The organism is Okeania sp. SIO1H4, assembly GCF_010672695.1.
Taxonomy (GTDB): Bacteria; Cyanobacteriota; Cyanobacteriia; order Cyanobacteriales; family Microcoleaceae; genus Okeania; species Okeania hirsuta.
This window is the reverse complement of the sequence record NZ_JAAHGB010000096.1, coordinates 1-21,391: the sequence shown is the minus strand read 5'-3', so window position 1 is coordinate 21,391 and position 21,391 is coordinate 1. Positions and strand designations below refer to the sequence as shown.

16 protein-coding genes and 1 pseudogene are annotated in these 21,391 nt (G+C 36.7%); 14 read left to right on the top strand and 3 right to left on the bottom strand.

Annotated elements, in window-relative coordinates:
* Positions 1 to 420: 420 nt before the first annotated feature.
* The 3 genes from F6K06_RS30595 (at position 421) to F6K06_RS30585 (ending at position 4,696) form a co-directional block, all read left to right on the top strand.
* Positions 421 to 1,695 carry a HEAT repeat domain-containing protein gene (locus F6K06_RS30595; protein ID WP_287244453.1) on the top strand — a complete coding sequence of 425 codons (1,275 nt, stop codon included), beginning with the start codon at positions 421 to 423 and terminating at the stop codon, positions 1,693 to 1,695.
* A 199-nt stretch (positions 1,696 to 1,894) separates the two neighbouring features.
* The gene (locus tag F6K06_RS30590) at positions 1,895 to 3,622 is read left to right on the top strand and encodes a pentapeptide repeat-containing protein (RefSeq protein ID WP_287244450.1); all 1,728 of its coding nucleotides are present in this window, start codon (positions 1,895 to 1,897) and stop codon (positions 3,620 to 3,622) included.
* Between the two features lie 252 nt (positions 3,623 to 3,874).
* On the top strand, positions 3,875 to 4,696 hold the full coding sequence (locus F6K06_RS30585) for a tetratricopeptide repeat protein (protein WP_124147552.1): 822 nt from the start codon (positions 3,875 to 3,877) through the stop codon (positions 4,694 to 4,696).
* Positions 4,697 to 5,064: 368 nt separating this feature from the next.
* On the opposite strand, the gene secG is transcribed toward F6K06_RS30585, so the two are convergent.
* Complete coding sequence (gene secG, locus F6K06_RS30580) at positions 5,065 to 5,298, bottom strand: preprotein translocase subunit SecG (protein WP_124147553.1); 234 nt, start codon at positions 5,296 to 5,298, stop codon at positions 5,065 to 5,067.
* Between the two features lie 109 nt (positions 5,299 to 5,407).
* Entirely contained in the window at positions 5,408 to 7,006 is a 1,599-nt protein-coding gene (gene gpmI, locus F6K06_RS30575; protein WP_124155361.1) for a 2,3-bisphosphoglycerate-independent phosphoglycerate mutase, read from the bottom strand.
* 560 nt (positions 7,007 to 7,566) lie between these two features.
* Between gpmI and F6K06_RS30570 the strand changes: the two genes are divergently transcribed.
* The 10 genes and pseudogenes from F6K06_RS30570 (at position 7,567) to F6K06_RS30525 (ending at position 15,864) form a co-directional block, all read left to right on the top strand.
* Positions 7,567 to 8,178, top strand: a complete 612-nt coding sequence (locus F6K06_RS30570) for a hypothetical protein (protein ID WP_124147555.1) — start codon at positions 7,567 to 7,569, stop codon at positions 8,176 to 8,178.
* A 74-nt stretch (positions 8,179 to 8,252) separates the two neighbouring features.
* Positions 8,253 to 9,419: a hypothetical protein gene (locus tag F6K06_RS30565; protein WP_124147556.1), complete on the top strand. Its 1,167-nt coding sequence runs from the start codon at positions 8,253 to 8,255 to the stop codon at positions 9,417 to 9,419.
* Between the two features lie 38 nt (positions 9,420 to 9,457).
* A pseudogene (locus tag F6K06_RS30560) lies at positions 9,458 to 9,921 on the top strand (transposase); the annotation flags it as partial.
* A gap of 360 nt (positions 9,922 to 10,281) precedes the next feature.
* On the top strand, positions 10,282 to 11,007 hold the full coding sequence (locus tag F6K06_RS30555) for an MORN repeat-containing protein (protein ID WP_124155359.1): 726 nt from the start codon (positions 10,282 to 10,284) through the stop codon (positions 11,005 to 11,007).
* A 722-nt stretch (positions 11,008 to 11,729) separates the two neighbouring features.
* Positions 11,730 to 11,888, top strand: a complete 159-nt coding sequence (locus tag F6K06_RS30550; protein WP_287308995.1) for a hypothetical protein — start codon at positions 11,730 to 11,732, stop codon at positions 11,886 to 11,888.
* Positions 11,889 to 12,261: 373 nt separating this feature from the next.
* A complete protein-coding gene (locus tag F6K06_RS30545; protein WP_124147558.1) occupies positions 12,262 to 12,882 on the top strand; it encodes a DUF6391 domain-containing protein in 621 nt (206 codons plus the stop codon).
* Between the two features lie 91 nt (positions 12,883 to 12,973).
* Positions 12,974 to 13,198: a photosystem I reaction center subunit IV gene (locus F6K06_RS30540; RefSeq protein WP_124147559.1), complete on the top strand. Its 225-nt coding sequence runs from the start codon at positions 12,974 to 12,976 to the stop codon at positions 13,196 to 13,198.
* 169 nt (positions 13,199 to 13,367) lie between these two features.
* On the top strand, positions 13,368 to 14,276 hold the full coding sequence (locus tag F6K06_RS30535) for a DNA-formamidopyrimidine glycosylase (RefSeq protein WP_287244441.1): 909 nt from the start codon (positions 13,368 to 13,370) through the stop codon (positions 14,274 to 14,276).
* A 172-nt stretch (positions 14,277 to 14,448) separates the two neighbouring features.
* Positions 14,449 to 14,667 (top strand): NAD(P)H-quinone oxidoreductase subunit O, encoded by a 219-nt coding sequence (locus F6K06_RS30530; RefSeq protein WP_124147561.1) that lies wholly within the window; start codon positions 14,449 to 14,451, stop codon positions 14,665 to 14,667.
* Between the two features lie 705 nt (positions 14,668 to 15,372).
* Entirely contained in the window at positions 15,373 to 15,864 is a 492-nt protein-coding gene (locus F6K06_RS30525; protein WP_192901218.1) for a hypothetical protein, read from the top strand.
* A gap of 848 nt (positions 15,865 to 16,712) precedes the next feature.
* Here the strand turns inward: F6K06_RS30525 and F6K06_RS30520 are convergent.
* Positions 16,713 to 16,865 (bottom strand): hypothetical protein, encoded by a 153-nt coding sequence (locus F6K06_RS30520; protein ID WP_161564736.1) that lies wholly within the window; start codon positions 16,863 to 16,865, stop codon positions 16,713 to 16,715.
* A 282-nt stretch (positions 16,866 to 17,147) separates the two neighbouring features.
* Here F6K06_RS30520 and F6K06_RS30515 point away from each other — a divergent pair, with 282 nt between their 5' ends.
* On the top strand, positions 17,148 to 21,056 hold the full coding sequence (locus tag F6K06_RS30515; RefSeq protein WP_124147562.1) for a hydantoinase B/oxoprolinase family protein: 3,909 nt from the start codon (positions 17,148 to 17,150) through the stop codon (positions 21,054 to 21,056).
* Positions 21,057 to 21,391 lie beyond the last annotated feature (335 nt).

Below are 21,391 nucleotides of genomic sequence, written 5' to 3'. Positions count from 1 at the left end.
TTCTCTATCAGTTTTTGTTGAGTCAACAACATTTCTACCAGTTCTTCCTTTGACAACTGGTTGAGGCGTTTACGATTTACTGGGCGCTGTGATTGACTCATGCTTTTACTTTACCAAGGTTTGTTTTTTTGTCAAGGGAACCGTGAGTCTTGAATTTTTCTTCTGAGAATTCACACTGCGATCGCCATTATACCTGAATCCTTACAGTATAATAAAAATTTTCTATTGAAGCTCTCTTGAAGAAATATCCCCAATTTATGCTCCGTTTCTAGTGTTATATCTTGAATTTACACCTACTACCTCATAACTTTACGAATGATATAAACTGACACTGAAAGCTTTCAGTCTATGCTTCTGTCGCAAACTGCTGTACGATCTATTCAAGAAACTAATTGTTGATTGTAATTAACACTAGAGAAAATGGATAAGCGTTTTTTGAATATATTCCCCGGATTAAGTGAAGAAAAAGCAATTGCTTTACTAGAAACACCAATCGAAGAATTAGAAGATAAATCCGATCGTTATATTGCAGCAAGTCATTTAGTTAACTTTCCCAGTGAACGTTCAATCAATGTCTTAATCAAAACTCTACAAGATACAAACCCAGTTCTAGAACATAAAATTGCTAGACGTAAAGCGGTCGAAACATTGGGACGTTTAAATGCAACATCAGCACTGCCTGCAATTAGAGCTTGCTTAGGAGACGAAGACTGTTACACTGTAGAAAATGCTGTCTGGGCAATTGGGGAAATAGGAACTGAAGATCTAGAAATTCTTGCAGAAATTGCTCAGTTGTTGGAAAAACCTGGTCAAAGTTATCGTTTGATTATTCAGGTGTTAGGAAAATTTAACTATAAACCTGCAATAAATAAGATTCAACAATTTACAGCATCTGATGACGAACCTATTGCTAGTGCAGCGATCGCTACTGTTTGCCGTTTAACAGGGGATTATTCCCAGATGACAAAAGTGGTGGAATTTTTAGAACACTCAAATGTTAATGCTAGACGGGGTTGTATTCAAGACCTAATCGATACTAAATATTATCCATCTATTCCTAATATTGCTAAATGCCCTGTTTCCATGGTTTTTCGTCTCCGAGGAATTAGACTCCTAGCAGGAACAGGTATTCCTACAGGTGAGATTAATTTTGCTCAGATCGAACCCTATTTAGATTTGGTCGTTCGTGACCATCCCAATGATTTAGAATTAGTCCATGAATATGACCAAACTCCTACTTTAGAGTTTGCGATTCAAGAATTATACAGTACAGATTTTGGTAGGTGTTATTTAGCTGGCAAAACCCTTTTAGAGACTTATCCAGAGGTTGCAGGTGCAGCATTAATGGCAACCTTTGCAGAAAGCGCTCATAATGATTATGGTGCTCACTATCATGTAGTGAAGCTTTTGGGTTGGCTGAAATATTTTGATGGTTATGATTTATTGGTAGAAGCACTGCATAACAAAGCGCCTCAGTTTCAGAAGTCTCGTGGTGCTGCTGCTCTTGCTTTGGCTAATTTAGGAGATGAGAGGGTTATACCTTTGCTTAGGGAGACTATTAGTAATACAAGAATTTTTGATTTGAAATATGCTTGTTTGTTGGGGTTAAAACAGTTAGGGGATAGTCAAGCTGGTGATTTAGTTGCTAATGATTCAGATTTATTGATTCAGGCTAAAGCAAAAAATATGATTTGATCGGGAGCAGGACTTACGCAAAGGTAATATATATAGAGTCTAAAAACTATAACGTTATAGTTTTGAAAGCTATATATTTAGTCTCTGTGTAAGTCCTAATAATATTAACAGAGATTAGAAGTATGATAACTTAGAAATTTTGTAGATATTTGTCTAGGATAGTCTATAAAATTAGCCTTTAGCTAACAGCAGTTAAGGTTTGGAACCTTTCGTTTGGCCTTTAAAACCTCTCGGTTTAGGCATAACCAGAGACGTAGCCGTAGCCGGAGCCGTAGTCGTACCCCTAGCCGTAGCCCTAGCCGGAGCTTTTGCCGTAGCTGGAGCTATTGCCATTGCCTTTGCCATAGCCATAGCCTTTGTCATAGCCATTGCCATTGCCTTTGCAGCAAAGGTTGTCGCAACCTTTGCCTATTCCTTTGACGTAGCCTTCGTCGCAACCTTATTCCAGACACTATTAAGTAGTTACTTTGCTGATCGAGGGATGAAAGAAGATGACAAATACACTTTTCTTCATAATATAGCTGTTGCTTTTGCTGCCTTATGTGGAACATCTTTCAGAGATGCAAATTTAACTGATGCTGACTTCACAAATGCTACTCTCAAAAGTACAAATTTTAGAGGAGCTAACATAACCCGTACTTGTTGGAAAAACACTATAAAACTAGACCGCATACGACCAGGAACAACCTATCTAAAAGAGCCTAAAGTCAGAGAGTTAGTTAGAACAGGTAAAGGAGAAAATCAGAACTTCAATCGCTTTAACGACCTTCAAGGAGTCAATCTCCAGGGAGCAAACCTAACTAATGCCAGTTTCATAGAAGCGAATCTCAACTTAGCCAACCTTCAAGATACTAACCTTTCCCGTGCTAAGTTAGTAGGAACATTTCTAGACCAAGCTGACCTCACAGGTGCAACTTTAACCGGAGCTTTTCTTGAGGATTGGGGGATAACTACGAGAACTAAACTAGATGGTATCAAATGTGATTATGTATATATGCGTCTTCCCCCTGATCAACGACCTGAATTTCTGAAACTTACTCCTGAAGAGAGTCTTAATGATAATCCTCGCCGTCAACCTGCTGATTGGGAAAAGATTTTTGAGGAAGGTGAATTTGTGAATTTTATTACTCCGATGGTAGAGACACTAGACCTCTATCACAACCAAGCAGTAGACCCTCGAATAGTTGCATACTCATTTCGGAAGCTACAAGAAGACCATCCAGAAGCAGAATTAAGAATGCGTTCTATGGAAATACGGGGTAAGAATGATGAGGGATTATTGATAAAAGCTGAAACGACACCCCAAGCTGACCATTCAGTTTTACACTCTGAATATTTTCAGACTTATAACGAAACGACAGCTCTTCCATCGGAGCAAGTTCGACTGCTTTTAGCAGAGAAGGATAAACAAATTAGACAACTAACAGCTTGGATAGATACAACTGTTAATCGGTCTGGTGGTGTTAATATAGAAAATTATAGTAATGAAGGAAGTACAAATATGTCAGAAGGTAGTGGAGATAAAATTGATATTAGAGAAAACTATGGAATTGGAAAAGACGGAGAAATTCGTGGTGCAGTTGGCAACACAGGAGAAATTTATGGTTTAGCTGGTAGCCAAGGAGAAATTAAAGACTCAAAAATTGCTCGAAATATTTATGAAGCTCAACAAAAAACATTAGCTGAAACAGCAGCAGAAATTCAACAACTTCTCAAACAATTAGAACAGTCAAACCCTACAGAAACCACAGCAGGTCAAATGGCAGTTGTTACCCAAGCTATTGAAATTGTAGAAAATAACCCCACATTAAAACAGCGAGTCATAGGAGCATTAAAATCAGTAGGAACAGAAGCATTCAAAGAAGCTCTAGATAATCCAGTAGCTAATATTTTAGTAGCAGCTTTTCAAGGTTGGATTGAACCATAAAATCAGTCACTAATTATGAGGAGCAAGCTCTTCCATATTTTTAACAAACTTAGTATTACTCACAATCAAAATAACAAGTAACTTTTCTGGAAATTAAACTAATAATTCCTTTATTAACAATAATATTACAGGAAATTAAACAAATTACTATATAATAAAAGTTTAAAATCATTACCTACTAATATAGAATAATTGAAGCGTCAGACAATGTGATACTATTTATCTTTTTAATACTATAAACAAATTATCAATATGCCACACTTAATTCGCAAACTTTTCATAACAATCCTTTTATTATCTGTATTTTGCTTGAGCAACCCAGTAACTGTAATAGCTGCCACTCAACCACAGAATATTACCCCCACTCAATTAGAAGAATTAGAAAGTCTATTCGATCAAGCTTTAAATGCTAGTAATAACGGTGACTTTGCCAACGCTGAAAAATTATGGACTCAAATTCTAGAACAATATCCCTATAATCCGGCAATTTGGAGCAACAGAGGTAATATTAGACTTAGCCAAAATAAAATAGAAGAAGCAATATCTGATTATCAAAAAGCAATAGAAATTTTTCCTGATGCTCCAGACCCTTATCTAAATCGTGGTATTGCTTATGAAAGACTCAACAAATGGTCAGAAGCGATCGCTGATTACAATCAAGTCATAGAATTAGACCCAACTGACCCAGTTGCCTACAATAACCGTGGCAATGCAGAAGGAGGATTAGGAGAATGGGAAAAAGCCACCGAAGATTACAAAAAAGCTTCTGAATTAGCTCCTGAATATGCCTTTGCCCGTGCTAATTATTCTCTAGCTCTTTACCAAATTGGACAAACTCAGGAAGCAGTAAAAACCATAAAAAGCCTGGTTCGTAAATATCCTAACTTTGCTGATATGCGGGCAGCTTTAACTGCTTGTCTCTGGGAACAAGGCAAAAAAGGAGAAGCGGAAAGTAACTGGGTAGCTGCTGTCGGGTTAGATGGACGTTATCAAGACCTTGATTGGGTCGCTAATATTCGTCGTTGGCCACCTAAGTTGGTGAATGATTTGGAAAAGTTTATTAACCTAGAATGAAAACCAATCAATCTTGTGATTTTTACGATAGCATGCTACTTTATGCATAATAAGTCTGCTGGGCTAGGAGTGTCTAGGGGAGCCGTCGGATTGGCGAAGTACTGTGGAGCAACTGATAGACCAGAAAGAGGTTCGGCCTCAGAGGCAGGTGCTATGTTTCGCTTCGCGATATGTTTGCGGAGCATTCCGATAGGAAAAAGCGCAGCTCCCCTGTCAAGAGAGAGCAGAAAGTCCTAATCCGTGAGGTTTATTAATCCCGCATTGTCGTGTAAGGGGTATGTTGGAAAAATGTCAATAACCTAGAATAGTTGACTAAATTTACTTGTTTCCCAGACATTTGTCTGGGAATATTTTGCTTGATCAACAACCTATTGTGGTAACCACCCTGCACTAAGAAGTATGGTTAAACCCATAAAAAGTACAGAAAAAGTCCAAGTAATCCTATTCAAGGTTATCTCTGCACTTTTGGTGCTAGTAAACAATTGAGCTTGTCCACCAATACCACCAATTCCATCACCTTTGGGGCTGTGTAACAAGACAAATACAACAATACCGATAGCCGATATAATCCAGATAATTTCTGCAAGTTGAACAACATTCATAATTTTTAATTCGTTAAAAAATCCAATAATTTCACTGAGCTTGAGAAGGAGAGGTAATTATTAATTATTAATTATTAATTGTTGAACTGCCTCCTGTCTAACTAGCTGACTACAAACCCATTCGCACAGGAGTACGATTTTGTTGAATATCATATCCGGCATTTTCAATTATTGACCTTCCAGTCATCTCAGGAGGCTGGGGCAACTGTAAAATCTCCAAAATAGTTGGTGCTACATCTGCTAAACACCCATCTCGTCGTAAAGGCACTTTAGTGCCATGACCGGGAATTTTTCGTCCCTCTCCTTCTATGAGTATAAATGGCACAGGATTTGTAGTGTGAGCTGTCCAAGGACTTCCTTGTTCATCCCACATATATTCAGCATTACCATGGTCAGCAATAATTATTGCTGTGCCACCTACTTTACTAATACTATCTAAAAGTTGTCCTAAACAATAGTCAACTGTCTTAACTGCATTTACTGCCGCATCCATAACCCCAGTATGACCTACCATGTCAGGGTTAGCATAATTAATCACAATTAGAGAATAGATTTGTTTTTCCACAGCAGTGATCGCTACTTCTGTTACTTCTTTAGCTGACATTTCTGGTGCTTCATCATAATGAGCAACCATTGGACTTTGAATCAATTCTCGGTCTTCTCCCTCAAATGGTTGTTCTAAACCTCCATTGAAAAAGTAAGTTACATGAGCATATTTTTCAGTTTCAGCGGTGCGGAGTTGGCGTAGACCATGCTGAGAAATGACTTGTCCGAGAATATTATTTAAGTTTTGAGGCTTAAAAGCCACTAAGACAGATAAACTAGGGTCATATTGAGTAAAAGTTAAAAATGTCAATGGTTGAATTTGTTGGTGCTCAAACCCATTAAAATCTGGATCTACAAAAGCTTGAGTCAATTGACGGGCACGATCGGGACGAAAATTAAAGAATATTACTCCATCTCCAGGTTCTATAGCTCCTGGGGATACTCTAACTGGGATAACAAATTCATCTGTTATACCTTCAGTATAAGACTGTTGTAGTAAATCAGAAGCAGAACAACCTACTCCATAACCGTCTTTGGTCATTACTTCATAAGCTTTTTGAATTCTATCCCATCGTTTATCCCTGTCCATTGCATAGTAACGACCACTAATAGTTGCAATTCGTCCTACACCACTTTGATTAATGTGATATTCTATTTGTTTGAGTACCTGGACTCCTGATTTTGGGTTTGTATCGCGTCCATCAGTAATAGCATGAATACAAACATCAGAAATTCCTTTTGCTTTAGCCATATCTAGTAAACCTAATAAGTGGTTTACATGAGAATGAACTCCTCCTGGGGAACATAAACCCACTAAATGTAGTTTGGAATTACGCTCACTAACATCTTGACAACATTTTTCAATATCTTGATTTTGAGCAATTGAGCCATCTTCTACGGCATCAGATATTCTTACCAACTCCTGGGGTACAATTCTCCCCGCACCAATATTTAAGTGACCGACCTCCGAGTTACCCATTTGACCTTCTGGCAAACCTACTGCTTTGCCAGAAGCTTGAATCAAAGTTCTAGGATATGCTTGCCAAAGGCTATCAATTATAGGTGTTTCACCAACAGCAATCGCATTTCCTTCTTTTTCTTCTCGATAACCCCAACCATCTAGAATAATTAGTACAACCGGAGATATAGAAACTGTTCCCATGATTTTTTACCTTTGATACCTAATCTCGGTTCTATAATGACTAAATTCAACATACTACAATTGAGTATATTTTTATCTAATCTCTATTAATGTCTACTAATTAAGTAGACCAGTCTTGTTGAAAAGTTTAGCTGAAGTTACTATATCATTCAAATTATTTCTTGATTTTACTTTAGATGAATTTTATTAATATCTAAATATTAAATTAGATTTACATAAATTTGATGATAAAGGGAGGTAAAAGGGAATACCTTGAGAAGGCAACTAGAGAAAAATATAACTCACTATAAACCAATTAATGATGGATAATTTAATTTTTTTTTAATAAATTTATTGTCAAAAAACAAATTTTTAAACAAAATAAAGTAGTAGAAACAAATATCCTGATTTTTTTTTAAGCATTGAATTTTGGTATAACTAGTTCACAATTAAGATTGGCTTGACGCTATAGTTATTGAAAGTCGATCAAAAAAACTTAAAAATGTGATACTTAGAGTAGCAACGATGGTATTTTTGATCTTAAACTATTGTAAAATTTATCAACATAAACAAAATCTCAAATGAACAAAGTATTGTATTTCGTCAGCATAGGAATATTAGCTTTCTGGATACTTAGAGGTGAATCTGTAGCACTTAATGATGAAGATATGCAATTAATGGCATTATCAGATTCTGCCAGTTTTTCTAACCAAATCCTAGCTCAAGTTCCAGATTCTCCATCTTCTGATTCACAATCACAATCGACTATTCCATCAGCAGAAGTTCCAGAAAAGTCCAATACAGTTGCTAACTTGATCCAATCTACCGACCCAGAGGAAAGAGAAAAAGTTTTACAGCAAAACTTAGGAAATGAGGTAGATGATACTACAATTCAACCTTCTCAAACAATATCTGTTCCCACAGGTAGAGACCCATTTTCTGTTGTTCCTGAAATACCAGTACCAGAATTAGCACCAGAAGAATCTTCCGTAGCCCAATTGCCAGAAATACAAGGCCAACAACTACCTGGTCTACCTACCCTTCCTGAAACTACAGCACCCACTACTTGGCAACAAAATGTGAGAAGGATAGTACCTAGCGATGATAGTCCAATTGTTGCTCAACAAAGACGAAGAAGACCATTACCTAATACTTCACCATTCGAAAACTCATTTGTAGAGCATGGTTGTTAACTTTATCGCAAAGGTAGTATGATTTTGCTAAATTTTTGCTACCCTTGACAATATTAGGCTTTTCGGAACTAGCAATGCGTAAATTTCTACTAATATTAGGAGCGGGGTTACTATCAGTTTGGATAAGTGGATGTGAATCTCTACCATTTTTTAACAGAGGAAACAGTTCTACTGCCAATACTCCAGAATCTTCTCCTACTCCCATAGACCCTCCTGAATCTCCTTCTCAAATTCTTGCTGTTGACGAACCTTTCCCATCTCCAGATATTCCCCAAAAGTCAGAGACGGCAAAAGATTTAATTAGGTCTACAGACCCGAATGAAAGAACAAAATCCCTCCAACAAGAAGTTCAAACTCAAACACCTACTTCTATTTCAAGCATTCCAGAGACCAGAGACCCCTTCTCAAATTTACCAACTATTCCAGTACCAAGTCGGAGATCGAATCAAACAGGAGATTCTGTATCTACCCAACTTCCTGAATTAGATAGTCAGCAAGTACCAAATATTCCAACTCTACCAGAAACTAAATCCCCTTCCTCTTGGAGGGAACCAGAGTCAACTGCAACCAGAACAAACCAAGGGACAGACTCAAACCAAGTTCCTCAACAACAAAATTCACAACAGCCATCTGCCACAAACAGACAAAATTCAAGTTCAGCTCAATCACCCCCTCCATCAAGGCAAACGCCCAACAGTAAGCTACCGCAAAATACAAACAAACAAGCAGCATCACAAAACAATACTCAGTCAGGAAAAAATAATAATACAAAAGTTGCAGCTCATCCTCCAGGTACTACACAACAATCACAATCTCAAGAGCCACCATCTCCACCAAAACCCCCAGAGTTGCCCAGTTCATCTACTCAACAAGTACCAGGTTTACCAGAACTGCCAATAGAGTCAACCCCGCCTCCTCAGTGGCGAGGGCCAGGGTTTCCACCACCACCACCACCACCACCGCCACCACCACCTCCTCCACCACCGCCACCAGATACAACTATTGCCGACGGTATAGAAGTTAGTGGAGTTGTGCAAGTGGGACATCAAAAGCAGATTATTGTTAAGGTTCCTACAGAGCCTACAAGTAGATATGTAAAAATTGGACAACGACTAGCTAATGGTAAGGTATTGGTAAAGCGAGTGGACTTTAAGACAGGAGCTGACCCAGTTGTCGTGTTTGAGCAAAGTGGTGTGGAAATTCAAAAAGAGGTAGGAAGTCAGCCAACAACTGAGGAGTAAAAAAATAAATTATTCTAATTAAATTTCGTTAATTTTGACTGCCTGGAAAAACAGAATTATGTCAAATTTATGCTGAAGAAGAACTGGTAGTAATGGATTTCATGGAAAGTCAAATTGAAAGACCTAAAAAAAGACAAAAACAGTTTGATAGTGGAAAAAAAAAGAACATACTTTAAAAACACAATTGATAATTAGACAAAAAAGTGGTTTGATTATGTGCCTAGTCAAGATAAAAGGAAAAAATCATAATTTTAAACTATTGAGAGATTTAATTAAAGTTATTGCAGATTAAGGCGATCAAGGAATTGCAAAAATTCATCCATCAATTAAGTAAAACACCAATTGAGAAAAAGAAAGGGAAAAAGTTAACAAAATAAGATAAAAAATATAATCGTCAACTTAATCGATGACGAATTAAAATAGAACATATTCTAATCCTGAACGAAATCGGGGTAAGAGATTCAGGTTAATATCCAACTTAATAGCTGGTATTTATAATTAGGATTTGTCTAATTAAGTTGAAAAAAAAATCTATTAAATTTCTAGTTGGTTGAGCTTTTAATCATTAGGTGAACTTTTTTAGTATGCCTATTTTTAATGATTTGGCTAGAGAGCGATCGCTTAATATCAATTATTCAGAAAAAATCAGGAATTCTGCCTGTCTTATGAAGTCAATTCATACAAAAAATATCTGTAAATTATAGCATAAAATATTTTTGCAAGAAGTATCAAGTATCTTGAGACATTCTGGAGTAAAATTAGAATCAATTTCCACAGTTCTGTGCAACTGTATATAATGGATATAATGGAATCAAGAAATAATAGAAACTCTTTAAATTAATAAATAGGCTTAGTATAGGCCATGCTGCTATCAATAAAACAACTAAAAATAGCGATATTAACAGGTTCTTGCCTGGGATACACAATTTTGATGTGGCATCCTCAGTCCTTAATGGCACAAGAACAAACAGAAGCACCTTTTTGTGAAGGAAACCCTCCTACTGGCAGAGTTAAATGCAATTATCCCAATGGAGATAATTATGCTGGAGATTTTGTCAATGGAAGACCAGAAGGAAGTGGTGTATATGTCTATGCTAATCGTAATCGCTACGAAGGACAGTTTCGGAATGGTCTGCCTAATGGACAGGGTACTTTTATATTCTCTGATGATTCCAGAGTTACAGGAGTATTCCAAAATGGACAAATTAGGTCGGGTACAATTACTTTTGCCAATCAAGATCGCTTTGTCGGAGAATTTAACTTAGTGGAGAATCTCTCTAGTAATGTGATTAGTAGTCAGCCTACTGGTCAAGGTCAATTTATTTATGCTAATGGCGATCGCTATGAGGGAGATTTCTTTGCAGGTTCTCCTTTTGGTCCAGGAGTGTTTACTCGTGCTGATGGCATACGATGTCAAGGAGATTTTTATAATTCAGAACTAGATGGGAGAGGAAGTTGTACATATCCTAATGGAATTCGTTATCAAGGAGAATTAAGAGGAGGAATACCTCATGGTGTAGGGATTATTATAGATGCTGAAGGAAAAAGATTTCCAGGAGTATTCCGTAATGGTCAAAGACAAGAATAAATAGAGTAGTAAATACTACTATTATATATGTGATATGTGAATGATGAATTTTTCATTCACAATAGGACGGAGATGAAGAAATAACAAAGCCTTTTTGGTGTTCAGTTAACTATAGCCGAAAAGGCTAAGTTCTTCTAAGAACTATAGCGTTGCTGATTTGAGGTATGATATCTTGTCCGGATAAGAGGGCGAGCAAAAAACCTCCTCCTTCTACTCGGGGTTTCTTCTTCTTTCTTCCCTCCTGACTCCTGACTCTTGACTTCCCCTCCTGGGAGGGGTTAGGGGTGGGTTGACTCTTAAGTAATTAGAATTCATATCATACACGTGCTTCAGCAACGCCAGAACTATGTAATATCAGAGCTGTTTCATAGTGTTATGAAAAAATATCTACTTTCGCTTCGACACAAAATATCTTTATTATCCCTACTTTTTGCGGACTTATAGCGCTCCGCGCTAGGCAAAAGTCATGCATCAAGTGCTAATTGGCAAGGTTTCCTCAGAATGTAAGACGCACATCTGACAGTCAGAAGTTAAAAGTAATCCCTGACGCTCATTTGAGCCTTTATACAGCGCTTCCCGTTGTTATGAGGTACATCCATCGCGGGCAAGATGCCCGCACTACAATATTTTCATCATTTACTCTGTACCTCATTTGCCAGAAATATGCTGTAAATGTCCTCGCCCTTTGTTTCGACTGCTATATTTATAAATAGGGTTTGCTTATGGAAGTCTTTTGGTATGAGGTAGGAGTCAACCCACCCCTAACCCCTCCCAGGAGGGGAAGTCAGGAAGGCAGAGTCAGGAGGAATGGGAGATTTAGAGGAGGTAGTCGGATATTTTATCCCTTGATTTTTCTGCAATTATTCTGCCTTTTATTCTAAATTTTTGGTCGCTCAAGCTTAAAAAGTTGTACTTCTTTCCGCTGTAAAAAAGCTAAAACCTTTACCTGTAAATGCTTTTATATTTAATTAGCAAGCCCTATTTAGAAAGCACAAAACTTGAATTTGTAAGACTTATTTAGCACTATGAATTAGAGCAGATAAAATGATTATAAGTTGAATGAGAAAATAATTTTATACATTCAAATAATTCACTAAATTTTTCTGAATAATTTAACTATTTCCTATTTTCTCAATATCTACAAGAACTCACAGCTTAAATTAAGATTGGTATATACATCTTAAAAAGAAGAAAAGAGTATAGGTATAAAATCTAGAAATATTTAATTGCTAAGAGCAAACAATTTAAAAAAACATGACACCAACCACCTCTAATTCCTTTAGAAACCAACAGTTTCCCTTTAATTTTGTCCCCCACCCTACACAAGATAGTGATTTTCTCCAACAACTAGAATTTATTCCTGGCTTAAAAGAAATATTGACAATTAGACAAGTTCATGCTCTAGAACACGCTACAGTTTGGGTACTCAGTGAATTAGCAAACTCAGGAAATTCAACATCCTCTGATGAATCAATTGGAGGAATGTCTACACCACAAGGATTTTACCTTTATGGTTCAGTAAATCCATCTCAATTAGAGCAGGCAGTAGAAGTAGCATTGCAGCGAATTACTTCTGGAGAATGGGACTTGGCAGTACATCCTAGATGTGGCACAAACTTATCAGTAGCAATGACTCTCACTCTAGGATTGGCTCTAGGTATAAATACACTGATGCCCAGGAAACCAATTGAGCAACTCTTAGGTTTTGGCATTGCAGCTACGGCAGCGATCCAAATAGCACCAGAGCTAGGTAATTTAGCCCAAAAATATTTAACAACTGGTATTCCTTTCAATTTAAGAGTGATAAATATTTCTGTAACTCAAGATGTATGGGGTCGTCCAGCTCATTTTGTTCAAGTATCCTGGCTCAATTAGTTGCAACAAAACTTAAAAAAATCTTAGACTGAAAAGATATAGGATGAGGGGACGGTTTTACCATTCTTAAACTTTAAGGGAAAAAAAATTCATGGTTCAACGTGGTTCTAAAGTTCGGATTTTACGCAAAGAATCCTACTGGTATAACGAGATTGGTACAGTTGCTTCCGTTGACAAAAGTGGCATCAAGTACCCTGTTATTGTTCGCTTTGACAAAGTAAATTACACGGGTTTTAGTGGTAGTGCATCTGGCGTTAACACTAATAACTTTGGTACTGAAGAAGTAGTAGAGGTAGAAGCCCCTAAAGGTAAATAATTAGCCTCAAACTATTCTTTGAAACCAGAGCTATAACAAAACCTCATTTGAACAATTCTAATTAAATAAACAAAAATAGGCCAAAACTGGCTCGGATCGATGCTTAACTAGAAAAAATTTCTACAGTGTCTATATAATAATTAAGACTGTAAGAATTATAGTTAGCACTGTGCCAGAACTGCCAGAAGTAGAAATAGTAAAACGAGGTCTCAATCAACTGACTCTCAACAAAAAAATAGTGGGTGGGGAAGTGTTGTTAGAACGCACAGTTGCCCACCCAATTTCTGTAGGTGATTTTTTGGGCGGTTTGCAGGGAAAAGCGATCGCAGGGTGGCATAGACGAGGTAAATATTTACTTGCCCAACTCTACAAGTGGGACACAAAAATTCTCAAACTTACGCAGCTCAAAGAAAACCAAGATGGTTGGTTAGGAGTACATTTACGAATGACAGGCCAACTGTTATGGGTAAAACCAGAAGAAAGTCTACATAAACACACGCGAGTGAGAATATTTTTTGGCGATCGCTCTTCTGGAAGTGAAGGTCATCCTACCCATGAATTAAGATTTGTAGACCAACGCACTTTTGGCCAGATGTGGAGAGTACCACCCGCAACAGAAATATCTCACATTATTACTGGTCTGAAAAAATTGGGTCCTGAACCATTCTTCCCTGAATTTTGCCCAGAATATCTTACCAAGAAATTTGACAAAAGACATAGAGCAATTAAAACAGCTCTTTTAGACCAAACAACAATTGCTGGGTTAGGTAATATTTATGCTGATGAAGCGCTATTTCTCAGTGGTATTAGACCAACAACTCTGTGCAAAGATTTGACGGAAACCCAAATAGAGCAACTGCATCTAGCTATACTCAAAGTATTACAAAACTCTATAGATGCAGGTGGTACAACATTCAGCAACTTCTTAAATGTTAAGGGAGTTAATGGCAATTATGGTGGTGTGGCTTGGGTTTATAATCGTGCTGGTCAACCATGTCGAATTTGTGATACTTCTTTAGAGAAAATTAAACTGGCGGGTCGGTCTACTCATTTTTGTCCTCAATGCCAAGAAGGGTAGTAAAAGCTCAGAGTTGTCTGCTCCTATTCAATTTTCCTGCTATAAGACCAAATTTTGCCAGCTCCCTATCAATTTAGAAGTCCATATTGTAAGTTTTAAGTTCAACGTCGGGTCATTCACCCTAATTCCATATTAGAATTTCAACAGAAAATACAAGAGATAGAAATCATATATGGCAAACATTAAAAAAGGTAGTTTAGTTCGTGTTGTGCGAGAAAAACTTGAAAATAGCTTAGAGGCCAAAGCTAGTGACACAAGGTTTCCTCCCTATATATTTGATAGTCAGGGAGAAGTGGTTGATACAAAAGGAGATTATGCTTTTGTCAAATTCGGCAAAGTACCGACTCCAAATATTTGGTTGCGACTAGATCAGTTAGAAGAATTCAAGTAGACATACCTTTTTCCAAGTGTTCTAAGTAAAATCTCCTAGAAGCTTTAAGTATATACATAAATACAGAGGTCTCCTAAAAAAAATTGAACATGAGACCTCTGATGATTATTTTGGCAAAATTGCAAGGCATCTAATTATACTAACCCACATTCCGCACGACAAAATCTAGCATAAAAATCTAAGTCAAAAGTCATGCATTCAAAAGTCATGCATTAAGAAGAAAATTATAGAGGTCAATCAAAATAAACGATTCAATAAGTATTTATGCTTAATGTTTAACTGAAAATTTGACTCTTGATCGAGGTAAATGAAGATAATTTATATAGTATAAATACTTAAACAACCTCAGAATTTCATACTAATTTTCGTGTTACAAATTGAAGTGCGGAATGTAGGATACTAACTGCCAGGGCGGTTAGGTCAGAGAAAAATATAAAATTATTAGACCATATCATAGAGGTGATCGCTATGTTTCTCCTTTATGTCGTAATATTAAGTCTAATTAATTAGCCAAGGGTAAAAATTTTCTTCTCTTGAGAGAATATTTTTTTGGTGGGGAATGCTGCGCAAATAAAATTCTCATTCTCCCTACACCCTAAATTTTTTATTGTAGTTATTCTAAAGATACATAATATAAGCGCCTTGGCGACTGCTATAAATAAATAAAATAATTCTATGAATTCTTCACAATAAGGGAATCTGGAGATGTCAACAGAAAATCAGAATTTAGAAGCAGAAACAAATATTAATTTAGAGTCCGCTCAAGAAAGTTTTGGAGAAGAAAGTATTGAGGATGTAAATAAAACTCGTTTGCTACTTACTTTATGGGATTTAGGGGGAGAAGGAGAAACAGCAATAGGAGTAAAAAAAAGTGAATTAACTACCAGAGTTAAACGGAAAAAATACGGTAAAAAAATAGGTAAATATCAAGGAGTATATGAGGAGTTAGAAAAATCAGGAGCAATTAGAATTGAGATAAAAAATAGAGCAGTATTGGTTTTTATTACAGATATAGGTAAGGAAATGTTGGGAAAGGGTTTACAAAATCCTGATTTTAATTTTGAAGGAACTGTAGTAGCGGCGAGGTTAGCAAATACGCTTTTGAGATGGATACGAGAAATAGGTAATCATAGAAATTTGAAAATGGAGATAGAAACAACGGTAATTTCTGAAGGGAAGCTACATGAAGAAGAATAATAATAAATTGATAGAAGTAATGTTATAGGGATGGGATGAAACAATTTTACGCGCGCTGTATTTCTGACCGAATAGGAAAAATTATAGATATCTTGATATGAATCAGATTTGGTATGAATTAGTAAGTATAAAGATTTGAATAATATTATTTATGATAATTAGTAAAGCCATAACTATTACTACTATTGATTACTAGGTTTTAGGTGGTAGGTATTGGGGGTTAGGTCGCACTTAATGAAGTCAGAAGTTAGAATTAATAAGTCATAAGTCAGAAGTTAACCCACCCCTCGCCCCTCCCCCTCCCAGGAGGGGAAGCAGGGGATTTGAGCAAGGCTCCAAAAATATTTCGCTTTAAAAGACGGGGTTGCGCAACCAAATTATAACGAATATATAAGAATAAGAAAACTGCTATATTCTATGGTTTAAAAGAAAACCTCAATTCTCAGATCTGATTCCTGATTGCTATACATCCATTACTAACAACTCTTGGCAATTTTGAATAAACTGAACAGGAACATTTACCGATCTAGTTGCTAAAACTACGTAAGCATTCAGCTATCAGCAGTCAGCTATCAGCAATTAATAATGAATAATTACTTGTCATACAATTTATCTTTCATTAATGGATAATGGATAATGGATAATGAATAATTACCTCTCCCTTTTAGGGAGAGGATTGACCAATAAGGAAAAAATTTATTTTTTTCCCCTTGAAAGGGGAGGCTTTTAACCAGAATTGTTTAGTTGTTTAATTATTTAATTATTAATTATTCGGTAATAGTGCGCTTAGTAATTCTTAGCCAAACCTAAGTTTTACTAATAGCTGTTATCTTTTATTAAGCGCAACTTCATAGAGAAATGGTATCAGATTGAGTCCGGAGACTTTGACAGTAACTTTTTATTCTTTCCTCAATTTCAAAGGTTGCTTTTGCCTTTCCTAACATTAATAGCTGATAGCTAATAGCTGAGGGCTGAATGCTTACAAAACTACGAATGGTCATTTCAGTTATCAGTTGTAAAATTATGATTTATGAACTACTATCAGAAAATGTAGACTGCCTCCTTGATATGTTTAGATCAGACAAATTATTTTTGGTGAGTAGAAAAGACGATAAAACTGTTAATTTTTTGCAATTACAGCTTTTATCTCTTGAATGAGATGCACCCATTTGCAGTTTTAACGAACAGAAAAGAAAATCAAATCTACCTCACCTACATAAGTATAGATATAACTCTAAATATCCTGTTATAAACCACTGAAATTTATTAAATTCTAAATTAATATGACTAACAAATCTATTACTAACAACTCTTGGCAATTTTGGATAGACCGTGGAGGTACATTTACTGACATAGTTGCTAAAGCTCCGGACGGTCAAATTATTATTCATAAACTATTATCAGAAAATCCCGATCGCTACCAAGATGCTCCAGTACAAGGAATTCGTGAAATATTGGGAATTACTCAACATCAACCTATTTCTTCAGAAGAAATAGAAGTGATTAAAATGGGTACTACTGTGGCTACAAATGCTTTATTAGAAAGGAAGGGCGACCGCACAGTTTTAGTTATTACGAAGGGGTTTAAAGATGCTCTAAGAGTTGGTTATCAAAACCGACCAAATATTTTTGCTAGAGAAATTATTTTGCCGGAAATGTTGTATGAAAAAGTTATTGAAGTTGAGGAACGTTATACAGCGAAGGGTGAAGAAATAATTCCACTTCAAACAACGGAGTTAACTATTCAACTTCAAGAAGTTTATACAGCAGGAATTAGAAGTTGTGCCATTGTTTTAATGCACGGTTATCGCTACCCGAAGCACGAACAAAAAATTAAAGAAATTGCTCAAGAAATAGGATTTACTCAAATATCTGTATCTCACGAAGTTAGCCCTTTAATGAAATTAGTTAGTCGGGGAGATACTACTGTTGTTGATGCTTATTTATCACCAATTTTACTAAGATATGTCAATCAAGTTAGTAATTCTTTAAAAAAGGGAACAGGGAACAGGGAACAGGGAACAGAAAAGGAAAATTATTTTGCCAAAAAGATTTTAAGCAATATTTCAGAAAGACAGTCAGTTAAATTAATGTTTATGCAGTCAAATGGCGGTTTAACAGATGCTCAAAAATTTCAAGGTAAAGATAGTATTTTATCTGGACCTGCTGGTGGAATTGTTGGAGCAGTTCAAACAAGTAAAATGGCTGGTTTTCATAAGATAATTAGTTTCGATATGGGCGGTACTTCTACTGATGTTGCTCATTATGCTGGAGCAGAAAATAAAACAATAGAATATGAACGAGAATTTGAAACAGAAATTGCAGGAGTACGGCTACAAACTCCGATGATGTCGATACATACTGTAGCTGCTGGTGGAGGTTCAATTTTATTTTTTGATGGTTCTCGTTATCGTGTCGGACCTGAATCTGCTGGAGCAAATCCTGGTCCGGCTGCCTATGGAAAAGGCGGACCTTTGACAGTCACAGATTGTAATGTAATGGTCGGAAAAATACAGCCGGAATTTTTTCCGAAAGTCTTTGGGAAAGATGGAAATTTACCTTTAAATTTGGAGATTGTTAGAGAAAAGTTTACTCAGTTAGCAGCAGAAATAGGTAATAGTAAAAAACCAGAAGAAGTAGCTAGTGGATATTTAGCTATAGCTGTGGAAAAAATGGCAAATGCTATTAAAAAAATATCTTTGGAAAAAGGTTATGATGTTTCAGAATATACTCTTTGTTGTTTTGGTGGAGCTGGGGGGCAACACGCTTGTTTAATTGCCGATGCTTTGGGGATGAAACAAATATTTATTCATCCTTATGCTGGAGTTTTATCAGCTTATGGCATGGGATTAGCAGATATTCGAGTTATGAAAGAAAAAGCAGTTGAAAAAATACTAACTCCAGAATTATTGCCAGAAATTAAACAAGTTTTAGCCACACTGGAAACTGAAGCTAAACAAGAAATAAATTCCAATCAAAATCAAATATCCTTATGGAAAGTTCACATCAAATATCAAGGCAGCGACTCAACATTAATCGTAGACTTTGCCGAAAATATCTCTATAATGAAATCCGAATTTGAAACAGCCCATCAACAAAGATATGGATTTATCATGGCAGAAAAATCTCTAATAATTGAAGTAGTTTCCCTAGAACTTATTCAACAAATGGAAACACCAGAAGAAATAGAACAATCTCCCACTAAAAAAACTGCCATAACTCCAATTACAACAACAAAAATCTACACCGCAGGAAAATGGCAAGATACACCTATTTATCTAAGAGAAAACTTACAACCAGGAGCAAAAATTAATAGCCCCGCCTTAATCATAGAAAAAACCGGAACTAATATTATCGAACCTGGATGGCAAGCAGAATTAACCCTCAAAAATCACCTCGTATTAACCAAAATAAAAACCATAGAAAATCAAACAGAACCAACCACAAAATCTCAAACAAAAATTCCAACATCAGCAGACCCAGTAATGCTAGAAATATTTAATAACCTATTTCGAGCGATCGCCGAACAAATGGGAATTACATTACAAAAAACTGGCTCCTCAGTAAACATCAAAGAAAGACTCGACTTTTCCTGCGCCATCTTTGATCGAGACGGTCAATTAGTTGCCAATGCACCTCACATTCCCATACATTTAGGTTCCATGAGTGAAAGTGTTAATGCCGTAATTTCTGATAAAAAAGATATCCTCAAACCAGGAGACGTTTATGTTTTAAATAATCCCTATAACGGCGGTACTCATTTACCAGACATAACAGTTATTACCCCTGTATTTCCACCTCCCCAAAAAAACAAAGATATTTCACTTTCCCAGATAAAAAACTCTCCTGTCATGGCAAAACAGGAAAAGAATAAATCTATTACTCAGAAATTAAAATCCGTAAGCCTTTCTCCCAATGAAAATATTATTTCTGAAAATGAAACAAGTACTTCCCTAACTCCCCCTGAAAAGACAGAAAAAAGAGAAACTCCCATATTTTATGTAGCCTCCCGCGGTCATCATGCAGATATTGGAGGTATTACCCCCGGTTCCATGCCACCCCATAGTAAAACAGTAGAAGAAGAAGGAATATTAATCGATAACTTCCAACTCGTCAAAAACGGAAAATTCCAAGAAAAAGAAATATTAAAAATCCTCACCTCCGGCAAATATCCTGCCAGAAACACCAGTCAAAATATCGCCGACCTCCAAGCACAAATAGCAGCAAATGAAAAAGGTACACAAGAACTTCAGAAAATGACAGAAAAGTATGGCTTAGAAACCGTACAAACTTACATGAAATTTGTTCAAGATAACGCCGAAACATCAGTACGCCAAGCCATAAAAAAACTCTCTTCATCACTGAACAAACAAAATTCCACATCCACCTTCGATGACGGCAATAAAATTCAAATTTCTGTCAGTCTCGACAAAAAAAATCTCAGTGCAAAAATAGACTTTACAGGAACATCTCCCCAGCTTCCCACAAACTTCAACGCACCAACCGCAGTTTGTAAAGCAGCAGTATTATATGTCTTTCGTACCCTAGTTGATGATGATATTCCCCTCAATGCAGGTTGTCTCAAACCATTAGAAATTATTATTCCCGAAGGTAGTATGTTAGACCCAAAATATCCCGCAGCTATTGTTGCTGGAAATGTAGAAACTTCTCAAACCATCGCCGATACTTTATACAATGCTTTAGGAATAATGGCATCCTCCCAAGGAACAATGAATAACTTCACCTTTGGCAATAGTAAATATCAATATTATGAAACTATTTGTGGAGGTTCCGGTGCAGGTGTTAACTTTCATGGCACCGACGCAGTACATACTCACATGACCAACTCCCGGTTAACCGACCCCGAAGTTTTGGAATGGCGGTTTCCAGTATTGTTAGAAAATTTTGCCATTCGTTCCGAGAGTGGGGGTAAAGGTTTATATAAAGGTGGCAATGGAGTAATTAGGCGAATACGTTTTTTGGAGCAGATGACCGCCGGGATATTATCAGGTCATCGGGTTGTTTGTCCCCCTGGTTTGAATGGTGGGGGTGATGGTTTAGTGGGAAGAAATTATGTCGAACGCAGTGATGGGAAAATTGAAGAATTGGGGAGTACCGCCACTGTGGAGATGAATGTGAGTGATGTATTTGTGATTGAAACTCCTGGTGGTGGGGGAGTAGGAAAGTTGTAGGGTGCGTTTCTCTGTGCGACATGAAACGCACCTTAGTATTACATTTACTACCTTATATTTGATGTCTCCAGGGGTTAAAACACCCTGGATTCTAAGCGGATGTGCTTATGCGGGCTAAAGCCACGCCACGCACTGCTTACGATACTTTTTAGTTAGACTATCTAATCTATATCGTTGTGGAAGCATCAAAACTTCCCTAGCAACCTTGGCTAGTGCAGGATGGCAGAAATAAGTGACCAGTAGGAGCAATGCCCTCTTCCTGAGATAGAATACTCAGAGGTGCGATCGCATCGGAGAGGCCAGCCCCAAAAAGTGACCACTAAAAAAAAGTGATT